14 protein-coding genes are annotated in these 16,637 nt (G+C 69.0%); 11 read left to right on the top strand and 3 right to left on the bottom strand.

Translation table 11 applies throughout. From position 1 onward, the window contains the following. Positions 1-120: 120 nt before the first annotated feature. The 8 genes from H7965_RS18160 to H7965_RS18125 are packed head-to-tail and all read left to right on the top strand — an operon-like array spanning position 121 to position 9,125. Positions 121-1,236: an NAD-dependent epimerase/dehydratase family protein gene (locus H7965_RS18160; RefSeq protein WP_186771998.1), complete on the top strand. Its 1,116-nt coding sequence runs from the start codon at positions 121-123 to the stop codon at positions 1,234-1,236. Further along, positions 1,233-2,303 (top strand): SDR family NAD(P)-dependent oxidoreductase, encoded by a 1,071-nt coding sequence (locus H7965_RS18155; protein ID WP_186771997.1) that lies wholly within the window; start codon positions 1,233-1,235, stop codon positions 2,301-2,303. The genes H7965_RS18160 and H7965_RS18155 overlap by 4 nt, the downstream gene beginning before the upstream one ends. Beyond that, positions 2,300-3,589 (top strand): TIGR04295 family B12-binding domain-containing radical SAM protein, encoded by a 1,290-nt coding sequence (locus H7965_RS18150; protein ID WP_186771996.1) that lies wholly within the window; start codon positions 2,300-2,302, stop codon positions 3,587-3,589. Before H7965_RS18155 ends, H7965_RS18150 begins: the two co-directional genes overlap by 4 nt. Further along, entirely contained in the window at positions 3,577-4,704 is a 1,128-nt protein-coding gene (locus H7965_RS18145) for a glycosyltransferase family 4 protein (RefSeq protein WP_229682651.1), read from the top strand. The genes H7965_RS18150 and H7965_RS18145 overlap by 13 nt, the downstream gene beginning before the upstream one ends. Then, on the top strand, positions 4,701-5,816 hold the full coding sequence (locus H7965_RS18140) for a CgeB family protein (protein ID WP_186771995.1): 1,116 nt from the start codon (positions 4,701-4,703) through the stop codon (positions 5,814-5,816). The genes H7965_RS18145 and H7965_RS18140 overlap by 4 nt, the downstream gene beginning before the upstream one ends. Next, entirely contained in the window at positions 5,813-6,910 is a 1,098-nt protein-coding gene (locus H7965_RS18135; protein ID WP_186771994.1) for a CgeB family protein, read from the top strand. Before H7965_RS18140 ends, H7965_RS18135 begins: the two co-directional genes overlap by 4 nt. Further along, complete coding sequence (locus H7965_RS18130; RefSeq protein WP_229682652.1) at positions 6,907-8,016, top strand: CgeB family protein; 1,110 nt, start codon at positions 6,907-6,909, stop codon at positions 8,014-8,016. The genes H7965_RS18135 and H7965_RS18130 overlap by 4 nt, the downstream gene beginning before the upstream one ends. Next, positions 8,013-9,125, top strand: coding sequence for a UDP-glucuronic acid decarboxylase family protein (locus tag H7965_RS18125; protein ID WP_186771993.1), 1,113 nt, complete (start codon positions 8,013-8,015; stop codon positions 9,123-9,125). The genes H7965_RS18130 and H7965_RS18125 overlap by 4 nt, the downstream gene beginning before the upstream one ends. Before the next feature lie 19 nt (positions 9,126-9,144). Here the strand turns inward: H7965_RS18125 and H7965_RS18120 are convergent, their stop codons facing one another. From H7965_RS18120 to H7965_RS18110, 3 genes are all read right to left on the bottom strand, one after another. Beyond that, positions 9,145-10,047: a glycosyltransferase family 9 protein gene (locus H7965_RS18120; RefSeq protein ID WP_222440684.1), complete on the bottom strand. Its 903-nt coding sequence runs from the start codon at positions 10,045-10,047 to the stop codon at positions 9,145-9,147. A 217-nt stretch (positions 10,048-10,264) separates the two neighbouring features. Continuing rightward, positions 10,265-11,017, bottom strand: a complete 753-nt coding sequence (locus H7965_RS18115) for a hypothetical protein (protein ID WP_186771991.1) — start codon at positions 11,015-11,017, stop codon at positions 10,265-10,267. 381 nt (positions 11,018-11,398) lie between these two features. Continuing rightward, on the bottom strand, positions 11,399-12,370 hold the full coding sequence (locus H7965_RS18110; protein ID WP_222440683.1) for a TIGR03557 family F420-dependent LLM class oxidoreductase: 972 nt from the start codon (positions 12,368-12,370) through the stop codon (positions 11,399-11,401). A 439-nt stretch (positions 12,371-12,809) separates the two neighbouring features. Between H7965_RS18110 and H7965_RS18105 the strand changes: the two genes are divergently transcribed. From H7965_RS18105 to H7965_RS18095, 3 genes are all read left to right on the top strand, one after another. After that, positions 12,810-14,336: a 4-hydroxyphenylacetate 3-hydroxylase N-terminal domain-containing protein gene (locus H7965_RS18105; RefSeq protein WP_186771990.1), complete on the top strand. Its 1,527-nt coding sequence runs from the start codon at positions 12,810-12,812 to the stop codon at positions 14,334-14,336. A 122-nt stretch (positions 14,337-14,458) separates the two neighbouring features. Next, positions 14,459-15,445, top strand: a complete 987-nt coding sequence (locus H7965_RS18100) for a Bug family tripartite tricarboxylate transporter substrate binding protein (RefSeq protein ID WP_186771989.1) — start codon at positions 14,459-14,461, stop codon at positions 15,443-15,445. A gap of 95 nt (positions 15,446-15,540) precedes the next feature. Further along, positions 15,541-16,509: a Bug family tripartite tricarboxylate transporter substrate binding protein gene (locus H7965_RS18095; RefSeq protein ID WP_186771988.1), complete on the top strand. Its 969-nt coding sequence runs from the start codon at positions 15,541-15,543 to the stop codon at positions 16,507-16,509. The last annotated feature ends 128 nt before the right edge of the window (positions 16,510-16,637 follow it).

Here is a 16,637-nt window from a genome sequence, read left to right as displayed (position 1 = left end):
CCCGCTACGCAGCGTTCCACGGTCGCTCGCGTTGCACTGGTCTCGCCGTCAGGGGTCCGCCGGTGCAGGCGGCGCCGTCTTTCGCCCCATTGGGGTAGTGCAGCATCGGAGGCTGGCAGAGTGGGGGAAAGGATACTTATCACCGGCGGTGCCGGCTTCATCGGTCGCCATCTCGCCCATGCGCTGCTGCGGCGCGGGCACAGTGTCCGCATCCTCGACAGTCTGATCGAACAGGTCCACGCCGGTGGCAGGCCGCCGGCCGGTCTGGATGCCGAGGCCGAGCTGTGCATCGGCGATGTCCGCGACGAAGCGGTGGTGCGCAGCGCGCTCGATGGCGTCGACAAGGTGGTGCACCTGGCGGCTGAGGTCGGCGTTGGCCAGAGCATGTATGCGGTGGACCGCTACGTCTCGGTGAATGACCTGGGCACTGCGGTGCTGTTCCAACAACTGATCGACCGGCCCGTGCAGCGGGTCGTTATCGCCTCTTCGATGAGCATCTATGGCGAAGGCCTCTACCGGGACGCCGATGGCGTGCTGGTGCAGGATGCGGTCCGGCTGCCACGGATCGGTGCCGCCACCGGCTGGGATCCGGTGGACCGCCAGGGTCGGCCGCTTCGGCCCGCGCCGACCCCGGAATGGAAGCAGCCCGCACTCGCTTCGGTCTATGCCATCACCAAATACACGCAGGAGCGGCTGACGCTGACCCTCGCCCCGGCCTATGGCATGGAAGGCGTGGCGTTGCGTCTGTGGAATGCCTATGGCCCGGGCCAGGCGCTGTCCAACCCCTATACCGGCGTGCTGGCGATCTTCGCCTCCCGCCTGCACAACGGCCAAGCCCCGATGATCTTCGAGGATGGGCTGCAGCGCCGTGACTTCGTCCATGTGGAGGATGTCGCGCAAGCCTTCGTGCTGGCGCTCGACCACCCGCGCGCGGCGGGCGGCGTGTTCAACATTGCCAGCGGGGAAGACCGGACGGTTCAGGCGGTCGCCGCGATGCTGGCCCAGGCGATGGGCCGGCCGGGCATCGCGCCCGAGATCACCGGCAAGGCCCGCGCCGGCGATATCCGCCACTGCATCCCGGACATCAGCCTGGCGCAGCAGGTGCTTGGTTATACGGCGCGCCGCGACTTCACCGAAGGGTTGGCCGAACTTGCCGAATGGGTGGCGCGGCAGCAGGCCGAGGATCGGGTGCAGGAGGCCCGCCGCGAACTCGAGGCGCGAGGGCTGGTGGCATGAACGCGCCTGCGGTGCTCGGCCGGCGCCCGGTTTTGGTGACCGGTGGCGCCGGCTTCATCGGTGCGAACCTGGCCGACCGGCTGGCCCGCGAAGGGCATGACGTGCTGGTCTATGATGCGCTGCTGCGGCCGGGGGTGGAGAGCAACCTCGCCTGGCTCCGGCAGCGTCACCCGCGGCGCATCTCGGCCGCCGTTGCGGATATCCGCGACGGTTCGGCGCTGGCCGCCGCGGTGGGCGAGGCGCAGGCGGTCTTCCACCTCGCGGCGCAGGTCGCCGTCACCACCAGCCTGACGGACCCGCGCGAGGATTTCGAGACCAACCTGCTGGGCACCTTTCTGGTGCTGGATGCGGTGCGGCGCGCCGACACGCGGATGCCGGTGATCTTCGCCAGCACCAACAAGGTGTATGGCGACCTCGGCGATATCGGCTTGGGTCTGAGCGATGGTGCCTATGCGCCACGCGATCCTGCCATCCGCGCGCATGGGATCGCGGAGGACCGGCCGCTCGACTTCCACACGCCTTATGGCTGTTCGAAGGGGGCGGCGGACCAGTATGTGCTGGACTGGGCACGCAGCTACGGGGTGCCCACCGCCGTCTTCCGCATGTCCTGCATCTACGGTCCACGCCAGATGGGCACGGAGGACCAGGGTTGGGTCGCGCATTTCCTGATCCGCGCACTGCGTGGCGAGCCGATCAGCATCTACGGTGACGGCAGGCAGGTGCGGGACGTGCTGTTCGTGGACGACGCAGTCGAGGCCTATTGTGCGGCCTGGCAACGGATCGGCGCCATTTCCGGCCAGGCATTCAACCTCGGCGGCGGACCGGCCAACGCCGTGAGCCTGCGCCAGGTGCTCGGCTGCATCGAGGAGATCACCGGCCGCCAGATCCATCGCGACCATGCCGATTGGCGCGCCGGCGACCAGCGTTGGTATGTCTCTGACACGCGCCGCGCGGCACGCGAGCTCGGCCTTCGGCCTGCGCTGCCATGGCGTCGCGGGATCGCGGTCCTGGCCGACTGGCTGCGCGAGGTGCACGGGGCGGGCGTGCCGGCGGAGGCGATGCGGTGAGGGTCGCGCTCGTCAACCCACCTTGGAGCTTCACCGGCAGCATCTACTTCGGCTGCCGCGAGCCACATCTGCCGCTGGAACTCGGCTACAGCCGCGCGCTGCTGGAAGCGGCGGGGCATGACGTGCTGATGCTCGATGGGCATCTCTGCGGCCAGCCCATGGCGGATGTCGCCGCAGCGGTTGTGGATTTCGCGCCTGCAATGACCGTCGTCGCCACGGCGCCGAGCTATCTGTTCTGGCGCTGTGCCCAGCCGGAGTTGCGGGTGCCGCAGGAGTTCCTAGCGGCGCTCGGCCGCCGCGGTGGCCGCACCGTCGCTGTCGGACCGCATGGCTCCGCGACACCGCTGACCGCGCTCCGAAAGCTGGGTGCGGATGCCGTGGTGCGTGGCGAATGCGAGGAGATCGTCGCGCTTCTGGCGGATTGCGAGGACCTTTCCCGTGTGCCCTCCATTGCCTATCGGGACGGCGAGACGCTGCGCGTCACCGGTGCGCCGCATGCCAGCGCCTTTACCCATCTGCCGGCATTGCACTGGCCGGAAGCCTGGGTAGCACGCCATCGCCACCATCACCACCGGTTCGAGGCCCGGCCCGATGTGCCGGGCGCCGAGGTCGAGGCCTCGCGTGGCTGTCCCTACACTTGCAGCTTCTGCGCCAAGCTCGACTTCCGCGACAAGTACCGCCGCCGCGACCTTGCCATTCTGCTTGAGGAGATCGACGGGCTGCGTGCCCAGGGCGTCGTCTACCTCTACTTCATCGACGAGATCTTCCTGCCGCAGCGCCCGCTGCTGGAAGCGCTGGTCGGGCGCGGCCTGCAATTCGGCGTCCAGACGCGCATCGACCTGTGGAAGCCGGAGATGCTGGACCTGCTCGGCGCCGCCGGTTGCGTCTCGATCGAGGCCGGTGTCGAAAGCCTGACGGAGGAAGGCCGCGCCGCCCTTGACAAGAACTGCCGCATGTCGACGGACGATCTGGCAGAGCGCCTGTTGTACGCCCGCCGGTCCGTGCCTTTTGTGCAGGCCAATCTGATCCGGACCGAGGGTGACGACACGGCGATGGTCGCGGCCTGGCGCGAGAGGCTGCAGCGCGGCGGCGTCTGGGCGAACGACCCGGTGCCGCTCTACCCCTATCCCAGTTCGCCAGACTACCTGCGGCTGTTCGGTCCGCCGGACGACCAGGCCTGGGAACGCGCGCATGCGCATTACCTGGCGCAGTTCACCGCCTTCAGCGACATTCAGGAGGAGCGCCCGCAGCCTCTCGCAGCGCTGGAAGCGGCGTGCTGCCGGTGAGCAACCTCGGGCCGCGACGGATCCTGATGACGGCGGATGCCGTCGGTGGCGTCTGGACCCATGCGCTGGACCTCGCCCGCGGGCTTGGTGCCGAGGGCGTGGAGACCTTGCTTGTTGTACTTGGCCCGTCGCCCGATGCGGCGCAGTTGGCCGAGGCATCTGCCGTGCCCAGCCTGGTGCTGCGGTCTCTCGGCCTGCCGCTTGACTGGCTGGCGGAGCGGCCTGGCGAGGTTGTCGCAGCCGGTCGGGCGATCGCCGCGATCGCTGCGCGCGAGGCGGTGGAGCTCGTGCAGCTGAACAGCCCGGCTCTGGCGGCCGGTGTCCGCTTTCCGGTGCCGGTCGTCGGCGCCTGCCATTCCTGCGTCGCCACCTGGTGGCGCCACCTGCGCGGTACGCCCATGCCACAGGATTTCGCCTGGCGTAGCGCATTGGTGGCGGATGGCTACGCCGCCTGCGATGCGCTGGTCGCGCCGACCGCTGCCTTCGCCGCGGCGACGGCAGAGGCCTATGGCCTGACCGTGCCGCCGCGCGTCGTCCACAACGGCCGGCAGCGGCCGGCCACACCCGCCGGGTGGCTGGGAGGCTTCGTCTTCACAGCCGGACGGTTGTGGGACGAGGGCAAGAATCTGGCCGCGCTCGACGAGGCGGCGGCTCGGCTGCCGGTGCCCGTGGTGGCGGCGGGACCGATTGAAGGACCGAACGGGGCGCGGCTGCACGCCCGCCACCTGCGGCTGGCCGGCCGGCTGGATGCAAAGGGTATGGCAGGCGTGCTCGCGCGCGGACCGATCTTCGCCTCGGCTGCGTACTACGAGCCCTTCGGCCTTGCGGTGCTGGAAGCGGCACAGGCCGGCTGCGCCCTGGTGCTGAGCGACATACCCAGCTTCCGCGAGCTCTGGGGCGGCGCGGCGCTGTTCTTCCCGCCCGACGATACGGCGGCTCTCACCCAGGCAATTCGCGGCTTGCTGGAGGACCGGGAACGTCGGGCCGAATTCTGCGCTGCTGCCAGGGAACGGGCGTGCCGCTACGCGGTGGAGAGCATGACAAGGGGCATGCTGGACATTCACCGCGAGCTCCTGCGGCGGAACGGAGCGATGCGGCGAGGGGAAGCGGCGTGAGGTTGATCTATTTCACCCATTCGCTGCTCTCCTGCTGGAACCACGGCAATGCGCATTTCCTGCGCGGCGTGCTGCGCGAATTGTCGCTGCGTGGCCATGACGTGCTGGCGTTGGAGCCGGCATCGTCCTGGAGCCTCGAGAACTTGCTGCGAGACCATGGACAGGCCGGGCTGGAAGCCTATCGCGCCGCCTACCCGGATCTGCGTGTCGCCCGCTATGCGACGGAGGAGGACATCGCCCCGGCCCTCGATGGCGCCGAGGCGGTGGTCGTGCATGAGTGGAACGAACCTTGGCTGGTCGCGGCGCTGGGCCGGGCCCGGCGTCAGGGCGCGCGTTTCACGCTGCTGTTCCACGACACGCATCACCGCGCGGTCAGCGATCCCGACGCGATCCGGACCTTCGACCTTGATGGCTATGACGGCGTGCTCGCCTTCGGCGAGGCGCTGGCCGCGGTCTACCGGCGCTGGGGGTGGGGCCGGCGTGTCCATGTCTGGCATGAGGCGGCCGATACCCGCCTGTTCCACCCGCCGCGACATGCAGTCCCGCGCGATGGGCTGGTCTGGATCGGCAATTGGGGCGACGGCGAACGCAGCGCCGAACTGGAGAGCTTCCTGCTGCGGCCTGCCCGGGCCGCCGGCCTGCCGCTCGATATCCATGGCGTGCGCTACCCGGAGGATGCGCTGCACAGCCTCGCCGCGCATGGAGCGCGGTATCACGGCTGGCTGGCGAATGCGTGTGCACCGGAGGTCTTCGCGCGTCATGTCGCCACGGTGCATGTGCCACGCCGGTTCTACGTGGAGCAGCTGCCCGGCATTCCGACCATCCGGGTCTTCGAGGCGCTGGCCTGCGGCATCCCTCTCGTCTCCGCGCCCTGGAACGACGCGGAGGGACTGTTCCAACCCGGGAAGGACTATCTGGTGGCGGCGGATGAAGCCGCGATGACGCGCCATCTGCGGGCACTGCGTCATGATCCCGCGCTTCGTGCGAGCCTCGCCGCGCAGGGCCTTGCCACCATCGCCGCGCGCCATAGCTGCGCCCATCGCGCCGAAGCGTTGCTTGGCATCATCGGCGCGCCCGGCGGTATTCACTTCGCATCGGAGACCGCCGCATGAGGATTGCCTTCTATGGCTCGAGCCTACTCTCCTCCTACTGGAATGGGGCGGCGACCTATTACCGCGGCCTGCTTGCGGATCTTGCCCAGCGCGGCCATCAGATCACCTTCTACGAGCCGGACGCCTTCGACCGGCAGCAGCATCGCGACATGGAGCCGCCGGATTGGGCCGAGGTGCGCGTCTGGCCGGCGGACGCAGACTCGCTGCGCCAGGTGATCAGTGAAGCTTCGGCGGCCGATGTGGTGGTGAAGGCGAGTGGCGTCGGCGTCTACGACGACGTGCTGCTGGAGGGGGTGATGGCGGCGGCGCGGCCCGGCGCGATCCGGATTTTCTGGGACGTGGACGCGCCGGCCACCTTGGCGGAGATGCGTGCGGCAGGCCCGGACCACCCCTTGCGGCGCTGCCTGCCGCGGCTCGACCTGGTGCTGACCTATGGCGGCGGACCGCCGGTCGTCGAGGCCTATGAGGGATTTGGCGCACGGCGCTGCGTGCCGATCTACAACGCGCTCGATCCCCGGACGCACCATCCGGTGCCGCCGGATCCACGCTTCGAGGCGGATCTCTCCTTCCTCGGAAACCGGCTGCCGGACCGCGAGGCCCGGGTGGAGGAATTCTTCCTGCGCCCCGCTGCGCAGTTGTCGGACCGACGCTTCCTGATCGGCGGGAACGGTTGGGAGACCAAGGCCATGCCGGCGAATCTCCAGCACATCGGCCATGTCTACACGCGTGAGCACAACGCCTTCAACGCCTCCCCGCTCGCGGTGCTGAATGTCGCGCGCGACAGCATGGCGACGGTTGGCTACTCCCCGGCCACCCGGGTCTTCGAGGCGGCGGGCGCCGGAGCTTGCCTGATCACCGATGCCTGGGTCGGCCTGGAACTCTTCCTGACGGAGGACAGGGAGGTGCTGGTGGCGCGGGATGGCGCCGATGTGGCGGCGCATGTCGCCGCGCTGACGCCGGAACGTGCGCGCGCAATCGGCGAGGCAGCGCGGCAGCGCATCCTGTCGGAACACACCTATTCCCGCCGTGGTGCCGAGGTCGATGCGTTGCTGCGCACCGAAGCCACCCGGAAACGCGAGAGGAATGCCGCGTGACCCCGATCCGCCTTGCCGTCCTGGGTCTCAGCCTGAGCTCGTCCTGGGGCAACGGCCATGCGACAACCTGGCGTGCGTTGCTCCGGGCCTTCGCGGCGCGCGGACACGACGTGCTGTTCCTGGAACGCGACATGCCCTGGTATGCCGCGAATCGCGACCTGCCGGAGCCCAGCTTCTGCCAGCTGGAACTCTACCGTGACCTGGACGGGCTGCAGCTTTGGCGGGAGGAGATCGCCTGTGCCGATGCGGTGATCCTAGGCTCCTTCGTGCCGGAGGGTGTGGCCGTCGGCCGCCTGCTGCAGCAGACCGCGCAGGGCACGACCGCCTTCTATGACATCGATACCCCGGTAACCCTGGCGAAGCTGGCACGCGGCGACCATGAATACCTCTCGCCCGAGTTGATTCGCGGTTTCGACCTCTACCTGTCCTTCGCTGGCGGGCCGGCGCTCGACCAGCTGATGCGGCATTACGGGTCGCCCGACGCGCGCGTGCTGTACTGCTCTGTGGACGAGGCCGCGTACCGGCCGCTCGACCTGCCGCATCGTTGGGATCTCAGTTACCTCGGCACTTACAGCTCGGACCGCCAGCCGACGTTGGAACGCCTGCTGCTGGAACCTGCGCGGCGAGCGCCCGATCTGCGTTTCGTGGTGGCCGGCCCGCAATACCCGGATGCCATCGCATGGCCGTCCAATGTGGATCGGCTGGAGCATGTGCCACCCGGCGACCATGCCGCTTTCTATGCCAGCAGCCGTTTTACCCTGAACGTCACCCGCGCCGATATGATCCGCACCGGCTGGAGCCCGAGTGTGAGGCTGTTCGAGGCCGCGGCCTGTGGCACGCCGGTGATCTCCGATACCTGGGAGGGGCTGGAGACGCTGCTTGTCCCCGGCGAGGAGATCCTGCTGGCGGATGGACCGGAGGCGGTGCTCGGCGCGCTGCGTGGAATGCCGGAAGAGGTGTGGCGGCGCTTGGCGGCGGCGGCGCGGCATCGAGTGCTGGCGGAGCACACCGCCGGGCACCGGGCCGCCGAATTGGAAGCGTATCTGCGCGAGGCCATGACACGGCGGCGTGCCGCGGTGCCTACCAGGGAGAGGGTATCCTCGTGAGGAACGGCAAGCGCAGGACCATCGTCGTCGCCGGCGGGGCCGGATTCCTTGGCTCGCATTTGTGCGACGTCCTCATGAGTGACGGCAGCCAGGTCGTCTGCCTCGACAGCTTCCTCACGGGCCGACGGGAAAATCTGCGGCACCTTGAACGCGATCCCCGGTTCGCGCTCATCGAGGCAGACGTCACCGAGCCTTTGCCGGCAGGCCTGGCCGGTGGCTCGCTGCGCCCCGATGCGGTCATCAACCTCGCCTGCGCCGCCTCGCCGCCGCATTACCAGGCGGACCCGGAGCACACGCTGCTCACCTGCGTGCTCGGCACCCGCAACCTGCTGCGGCTGGCCGAGGCTTCGGGGGCCCGCTTCCTGCTGGCCTCGACCAGCGAGATCTACGGCGATCCGGAGGTGCACCCGCAGACCGAGAGCTATTGGGGCAATGTCAATCCGACCGGCCCGCGGGCATGCTACGACGAAGGCAAGCGTGCGGCGGAGACGCTGAGCTTCGACTACCTGCGTGCCGGTCGGGTCGACGTGCGCGTCGCGCGCATCTTCAATACCTATGGCCCGCGCATGCGCGCCGATGATGGTCGCGTGGTCTCGAATGTCATCACCCAGGCGTTGGCGGGGAAGGACATCACGGTCTATGGCGATGGCGGCCAGACCCGGTCCTTCTGCTACGTGGATGACCTGGTCGATGGGCTGGCGCGGCTGGCCGCGCTCGACACGCCGGTACCGGGTGCCATCAACCTCGGCAACCCCGCCGAGCTTCAGGTGGCGGAGCTGGTGGAGCGGGTGCGGATGATCACCGGCTCGCGCTCCGCCGTGGTGCGGCGGCCCTTGCCGGTGGATGACCCGCGCCGACGCCGGCCGGACATCGCGCTTGCCCGGCGGCTGCTGGGCTGGTCGCCGCGCGTGCCGCTGGAGGCCGGGCTGCGAAGCACGGTCGCCTGGTTCGAGGAGGATCTGCGCCGCTCCACGGCCATCCGCGTGCGGCCACATGACGATGAGCAGCCGGTGGATGGGTTGTGCCGGACAGGGCAGGACTCCATACGGAAGCGGCCGGGCATGCGGGACCGCGACCCGGGACGCGCGGCGACCCTGCGTGAAGCATGACGCCTGGACGCGCTGGGGTTCAGCTGCCGGCGTGATCCTGATTGTCAGGCGCGCTGTGGAGGCTGTGCGCTGCGGCAAGGGCGCGGAGATCCCGGCACAGGCGCGCCACCACCGCGCCCCAGTCGCCCGGGCCTGGCTGCCGCAGCAGCCGCATGGTCGGATACCAAGGACTGTCCTCGCGCCCCTCCATCCAGCGCCAGTCGGCGCGGTGCGTCAGCAGCGTCCAGACCGGCAGGCCGAGTGCGCCGGCGAGATGCGCCGGCATCGAGTCGACCGAAACGATCAGATCAAGCGTCGTCATCATCCGCGCCGCCTGCAGGATGTCGTCCGCGCCGGAGGCCAGGCCAAAGCCGGGCGCCGCTGCACCGCGCTGCAGGATGTGCAGCGTCACGCCGGGGATCTCCGACAGCGGACGCAGCAGCGCAATCGGGACGGAGCGGCTGTCGTCCCAGGCGCCCGCCTGCCAGACCAGCCCGACCGCAAGGCAATCCCGGCTCCTGCGTGCCGCGCGGCCGGGATGCAGGTAGGGCACCTGCGCCGGCAGCGTCGATGGCGTCGGGCGAAAGAGGTGCGCCAATTCCATCACCTCGATATCCACGTCGAAGGCGGCTTCCGGTGTTCCGTCATGCAGCGGCAGCAGGCGCCCGATGCCAGGTAGAGTGCCGATCAATGGCAGCAGCGCAGGCTGCGCCCATACCGTTACCTCGGCGGCGATGGCCTGCAGCTGTGGTACGAAGCGGATGAACTGGATGGTATCGCCCAGCCCATGGTAGCAGCGGACCAGTACGCGTCGTCCCGCTGGCGCCGTGCCGTCCCATACTGCTTGCAGATGGCGCGGCCGGTGCCAGTCGGTCGTGCCGGCACGTGCCTGCAGCACCGTGTCGCTGATGGCCCAGGCTGCATCCCAATCGCCGCTGCGCATGTGACGATCCCACAGCGCACCCAGATCACCCATGGTTCGGATGCAGCGCCTTGCGTCGCCGCCGTGCTTGGCCGTCTGCGGCCATTGGCCCACCAGGCTGAGCTCGTTCGGCCCTCATCACGGCAGGATTCGGCCAGACCGGGTGCTGATGCGGTGCAGCATCCGGATCATCGCTCTCATCTCCGCACCCCCTGGCAGGCTGAGCTGAACGTTCCGTTCAGCGCCGATGCGGTGCGCCAGTTCCGCCGGGGAGCCCGGCGGTCCAGAATGGATGGAGCTCATCGGGGACGACGCTGCGCCGGCCGGCTGACGTGCCGTGTGCGTTAAGCCGGCCCAGACGGTCTGGCGCCAGCCCGGGCGCGCGCCGCTCCGATGCGCCGACGTCGCACAGCCGGTCCAGGAGCCCGATCGCCGAGTTCCAATACTGCTCCGCCTCGCCGGCATCCCGGGTGTCGCGCGCACAGACGACCAGCAGTTGTGCCGCCCCGGACGCCAGCGCGATTCCCGCGCCGGGGCCGTCATTCATCCTGGCTCGGCCGAGAAGCGCCTTAATGCGCCGTTGCAATTGGTACTTGCGAAGCCGGGTCCAGAAGTGCCTGGCCAGGCTCCCATTGGACGTTCCGGCCGGTGCCCTTCGCTGGCCAGAGAGCTCCGCAAGGAGCTCCTCGGCCAGGGCACGGCGCAGGACCTCGGCGCGCTCGCCATCCCGTCCGTCGTTCGTGCCGAGGATGCGCGGCGCGAAGGGCTTAAGGCGCTGGCGTGCTTCAGCCGGCATGTGGTCGTTGATCTTGATCGCGAAGATCCGGATCAGCGGCGAGGCGCAGGTCGGCCGGTCAGTGTATCCTTCGCCCGCCAGGCAGGCCACGAGGGACATCACGCACATCGTGCCCGCATCCGGGTCGCCGATGCCACTCACCAGTTTGACGCGGTCAAAGACTCGCTGCAATCGCACATCCAGAGCCGGTTCCATGGAATGCCCTCTCGATGCCTGACACCCCCCAGGATGAGCAGGAAACGCATGTCGAGGCGCATCGGCTGCACCGGCCATGATCTTCGCCGATGGGAGAGGAGGCACCCTGCACATTGGTTGCCGCCACCGATTCGGTTGGGCTGCATGACACTTGGCTATTCGGATATCAGGCCGCCGCAAGCAGGAGACCGTTGAGGTGCCGAACTCACCGCCAATTTAGCTGTCAGGTCTCGTCACAGGCACCCTGGCGCATCGCACGAGCGCGATTGCCAGGGCGGGCTGGATGCCGGGATCGGCGACGCCTCATGCCCCGCGGAACCGGTGCCGGCGGTCGGTTCCCTTCTGGAAAGCCTGGGTGTCGCACGCATGAGCCCACCGCGCCTAGCCGGTTGCCTGCCGTCCCGGAATAGCAGGCGCCAAGGTGCGCTCGAAGAATTCGATGAAGCCGTCCTGATCCGGCCCGACCTGGGTCAGGATGATATGATCAAAGCCGGCTTCGATGTAGCGATCGACTGCCGCCAGATGACGCTCCGGCGACGGACCGCAACTGACGAGTTCGGCGACGGCCTCCGGCGGCACATGCCGGGTTGCGGCTGCGAAGCTCTCGGTATTGGGCAGTTCCGCCATGACCGGCCAACCGGTGACCGACCAGCGGAAATAGTGATGGGCCGTCTTCCGGGCATCCTCCTCCGTCGCCGCATAGCACAGCGCTACCTCGGCGTAGCGCGGCCCGGAGCCTCCCGCGGAACGGAACGCCTCGATGAGATCGGGCCGCGATTCGGTGGCGATCAGGCCCTCCCCCTTCCGGGCGGCCAGGCGTGCCGCTTCCGGCCCGCCAGCGGCCACCACCACGGTCGGTTTCTCGCTGGGGCGATCGAACAGCCGCGCATGATCCAGCCGGAAATACTCTCCGCGGTAGTTCGCCAGCGTCCCTGTCAGCAATCCTCCGATAATATCCAGCGCTTCCGACAGCCGCTCATGGCGCTCCCGCACACCGGGCCAGCCCGCGCCGGCGATGTGTTCGTTGAGCCGCTCTCCAGCCCCAAGACCAAGCGTGAAGCGGTTGCCGCTGAGCAAGCCCAGCGTTGCCGCACCCTGAGCAATGATCGCCGGATGGTAGCGCATGGTCGGGCAGGTCACCGCCGTCATCAGGCCGATGCGGTGCGTTGCATGGGCCAGTGCGCCCAAAACCGGCCAGGCAAGCGGCGCATGGCCTTGCTCCTCGAGCCAGGGTGAGGCGTGATCCGAAATGGCGACCAGGTCGAAGCCGGCCTCTTCCGCCTTTCTGGCATTGCGCACCAGATCGGACGGGCCGTGTTCCTCGGACATCAACTTGTAGCCGAGCTTGATCATTGCTGCCTCGCTCCCTCAGGTGCTCATGGCTCGTGCCGCATTCGACCGGCTGGTCCAGTCCGAACGGAGGTCCGAGCACGGCTCGCTAACGCCTCCGGCGCCCTGATGTTCGAAGCGCTCCGCACTGGGTTCGATGATGCGCGTCGGGCCGGGCTGCCTGCCCGAGGCTCCCTGCCGTCCTGCCACGGGCGTGGCCGGCAGGCGGCTTCTCAAGCGGCTGCGCCGGAGCGGCCGGAGGCGGTGGAGGTCGTCGCGGCGCTCGGCAGGACCGACGGTACGGAGTGCTGGCCGCAAGGCGATGTTGCCGCTGCCATCTCTCCCGCGGAGGCACCGATCGGCGCCCGCTTGGTCGGGGCCTGCCGACCGAGGAATGCCGACTTGAAGCGGGCAGCAGTATGGCCCCAGTCTAGGAATGCCATTCGCTGAGGGAGAACGGGCGATGCTGCCGGAAGCCGTGATCGCCAGCCCTCAGCGTCCGTTTACCGGCGCCGAATACATCCAGAGCCTGCGCGACGGCCGGGCTGTCTTTATCGATGGCGAGCGCGTCGCCGATGTCACCACCCATCCCGCCTTTCGTACCTCCATCCGATCAATCGCGCGGCTGTATGACGCGCTGCATGATCCCAGGCACAAGGATATCCTGACCTGCCCGACGGACACCGGCTCGGGTGGCTATACGCACCGCTATTTCCGGGTGTCCCGGTCGCGGGAGGATCTGCGCGGTGCGCAGGCGGCAATCGCCGGCTGGGCGCGCCTCTCCTATGGCTGGATGGGCCGCACACCGGATTACAAGGCGGCGTTCAGCAACACGCTGGGTGGCTTCCCTGAATACTATGGTGCCTATGCTGACAACGCGCGGCGCTGGTACCGGCGGGCGCAGGAAGCGGCCCTGTTCATGAACCATGCGATCGTCAACCCGCCTGTCGATCGCCACAAGCCGCCCGACAGCGTGAAGGATGTGTTTGTCTCGGTAATCAGGGAGACCGATGCCGGCATCTACGTCTCCGGCGCCAAGGTGGTGGCGACCTCGGCCGCGATGACGCATTACAATTTCATGGGCCAGTCGTCCAAATCGGCGATCGAGGACCTGGACATGTCGCTGATGTTCATGGTGCCGATGAACGCGCCCGGGCTGCGGCTGATCTGCCGCACCTCCTACGAAGCCGCCGCGCGGCATGCCTCCCCGTTCGATTACCCGCTGTCTTCGCGCTTCGACGAGAATGACGCGATCTTCGTCCTGGACAATGTCTTCATCCCCTGGGAGGACGTCTTCATCTATCGCGATCCGGCACGGATCATGAGCTTCTTCCCTGGCACCGGCTTCCTGCACGGCGCGATGTTCCAGGGCTGCACGCGCTATGCCGTGAAGCTGGATTTCATTGCCGGGCTGCTGGCCAAGGCACTGCGCTGCACCGGCGGGGACGAAGCGCGCTCCAACCAGGTGCTGCTGGGCGAGGTGATCGCCTGGCGCCACCTGTTCTGGTCACTCTCGAACGCCATGGCCAACAACCCGACACCCTGGCGGGGTGACGCTGTGCTGCCGGAACTCCGCGCGGCGGTGTCCTACCGCGTGTTCGCGCCGGACAGCTACCCGCGCATCAAGGACATCGTACAGCGCACCGTGACCTCGGCGCTGATCTACCTGCCGTCCTCGGTGAAGGATCTCGCAAGCCCTGAGACCGAACCGTATCTGCGGCAGTATGTGCGTGGCTCCCACGGCATCGGCCATCAGGAGCGCATCAAGATCATGAAGCTGTTGTGGGATGCCGTCGGGACCGAATTCGCCGGCCGGCACGAGCTTTACGAGCGCAACTACTCCGGCGGCTGGGAGGATATCCGGGCGCAGGCGCTGACCGGCGCGCAACGCGGCGGCGATCTGGCGGCGATGGAGGCGCTGGTGGACCAATGCCTCTCCGACTACGACGAGTCCGGCTGGACCGGTCCGAGCTGGCAGGACGGCGGCTGAGGTCAGCGCCAAGCAGGGGCATGCCCCAAGGCCTCCCAGCCGGGAAGTGGCGCACGGGGCGGATGGCACAATGCACCGGACTTCCGCTATCGTCGGCCGCAATAAACCGGGAGGAAACCACCATGCCCACGCGCCGCGCCCTCGGGCTGCTTGCGCCCGCCGTGCTGGCCACGCCGCGCCGCGTCGCCGCGCAGGCCGAGACCTGGCCCGACCGGCCGGTCCGGGTTGTGGTGCCCTTCGGCCCCGGCGGGGCAATCGACATCCTGATCCGCATCATGGCGCCGCATTTCCCCGCCCGCGGCAATGGCCAGCCGCTGGTGGTGGAGAATCGTGGCGGCGCCGGCGGCACCATCGGCGCCGCGCTGGCGGCGCAGGCGCGGCCCGATGGCTATACCCTGCTGATGGCCGAGCAGGCCTCCGCCGTGCTGGCGCATGAGCTCTACCGCAACCTGGCGTATGACCCGCGCACCGCCTTCACGCCCATCATCTTCCTTGCCGAGCTGCCGATGGTGCTGGTCGTGCGCGCCAACCAGCCGGCGAGCAGCCTGGCCGAGCTGCTGGCCCAGGCCCGCGAGACGCCCGGCAGGCTGAGCTACAGCACCGTAGGCGTAGGCCATATCAGCCACCTTACCGCGGAGCTGCTGGCGAGCCGTGCCGGCGAGGGCACGCGGCTGCTATCGGTCATCTACCGCAGCGGCGCCGAGATGGTCGCGGCGGTCGCCCGGGGCGAGATCGACTTCACCATCACCTCGCTTTCCTCCGCCGCCGGGTTCCTTCAGGCCGGCAGCATCCGCGCCATGGCCGTCAGCACGCCGCAACCGCTGGCGTCGATGCCCGAGGTGCCGCCGATGGCGGCGAGCTTCCCGGGCGTGGTGGCCTCGCTGTGGTATGGGCTGGTGGGGCCGGCGGGCATGCCGGCGCCGGTGGTCACGCGGGCCAACGCGGCCTGCAATGCCATATTGGCGCTGCCAGAGGTGCGCGATGCGCTGCAGCGCCAGCAGGGCGCCAAGATCCTCGGCGGCACCGCGGAGCAATTCGCCCGGCACCTCATCACCGAGAGGGAACGCTGGACGCCGGTGCTGCACGCTGCCGGCGTGAAGGCGGAGTAGCCCGGGCGCCTCTCCAGCCTTGGCGCAGCCGGGCGCCCGGGTTGACAGCGGGCGCCGCACGCAAGGACGCTGCCGGCAGAGGAGACGCCATCACAATGAAGAAGCGCTTCGGTCGCACATTCGTGCTTGCGACGCTGGTCTTGTCTCTGGCCGCATGGCCGGGCGGCGCCTTCGCCTATCCTGAACGGCCGGTCCGCATGATCGTCGGCGCTGCGGCGGGCGGGTCGAACGATCTGGTCGCACGGCTGGTGGCGGAAGCGCTGACGGCGCGGCCGCCGCATCCGGTGGTGGTCGAGAACCGCTCCGGCGCCGCCGGCATGATTGGCGTCGAGACCGTCGCCCGTGCCGCACCCGATGGCCACACGCTGCTGCTGGTCAACACCGCGCATGCGGGGCTGCGGGTCTTCGTACCCAATGCGAGCGTCGACCCGCATGCCGGCGTCACCGCCATATCGGTGATTGCCGAATCGCCGATGGTGATGCTCGTCGCCAACAGCTTTCCCGCCACCGATGTGCGCAGCTTCGTCGAGGCCGTGCGAGCCGCGCCGGGCCGCTTCGCCTATGGCAGCACCGGCGGCGGCGGCACCCTGCGCATGGGGGCGGTGCTGTTCCTGCGTGCCACAAGCCTGGACATGACCGAAGTGCCTTATCGCGGCGGTGGGCCAGCCCAGCTCGACCTCGCCGCCGGGCGCATCGCGATGCTGTTCGACGTCGGCGTCACCTCCTTCCAGACCGCGCGCAGCGGGCTTGCGCGGGCCTTCGCCGTCACCTCCGGCGCACGCAGCCCGGCGGCGCCGGAGGTGCCGACGCTGAAGGAAGTCGGCATCGATGCGGAGATGACGGTATGGCAGGCGGTGATGGCACCCGCCGCGACGCCGCGGCCGGTGCGCGATGCGGTGCAGGCGGCGATCGCGCAGGTCCTTGCCGAGCCAGCGTTGCGCAACCGCTTCGCGGAACTCGGCGCCGATCGGGTGCTCGGTCTCGGCGTCGCCGAGAGCGAAGCCTATGTGGCCGGCGAGGTGGCGCGCTGGGAAGTGCTGCTCCGCGCTAGCGAGATGAAATAGCGCGACGGACGGCGCCATGCCGGGTGTCGTCGGCGCGGCTGCATGGCCTGGGCGTTGGCGTGCCCGCCGTCTGCCGGGCGCTGTCCGGCGCCACCCCGTAGCCACGGCCCGCGCTCCCGGATGCAAAT

This window comes from Siccirubricoccus deserti (assembly GCF_014283215.1).
GTDB lineage: Bacteria > Pseudomonadota > Alphaproteobacteria > Acetobacterales > Acetobacteraceae > Siccirubricoccus > Siccirubricoccus deserti.
Note: the sequence above shows the minus strand (reverse complement) of the source record. Positions and strands in the feature narration are given on the sequence as shown.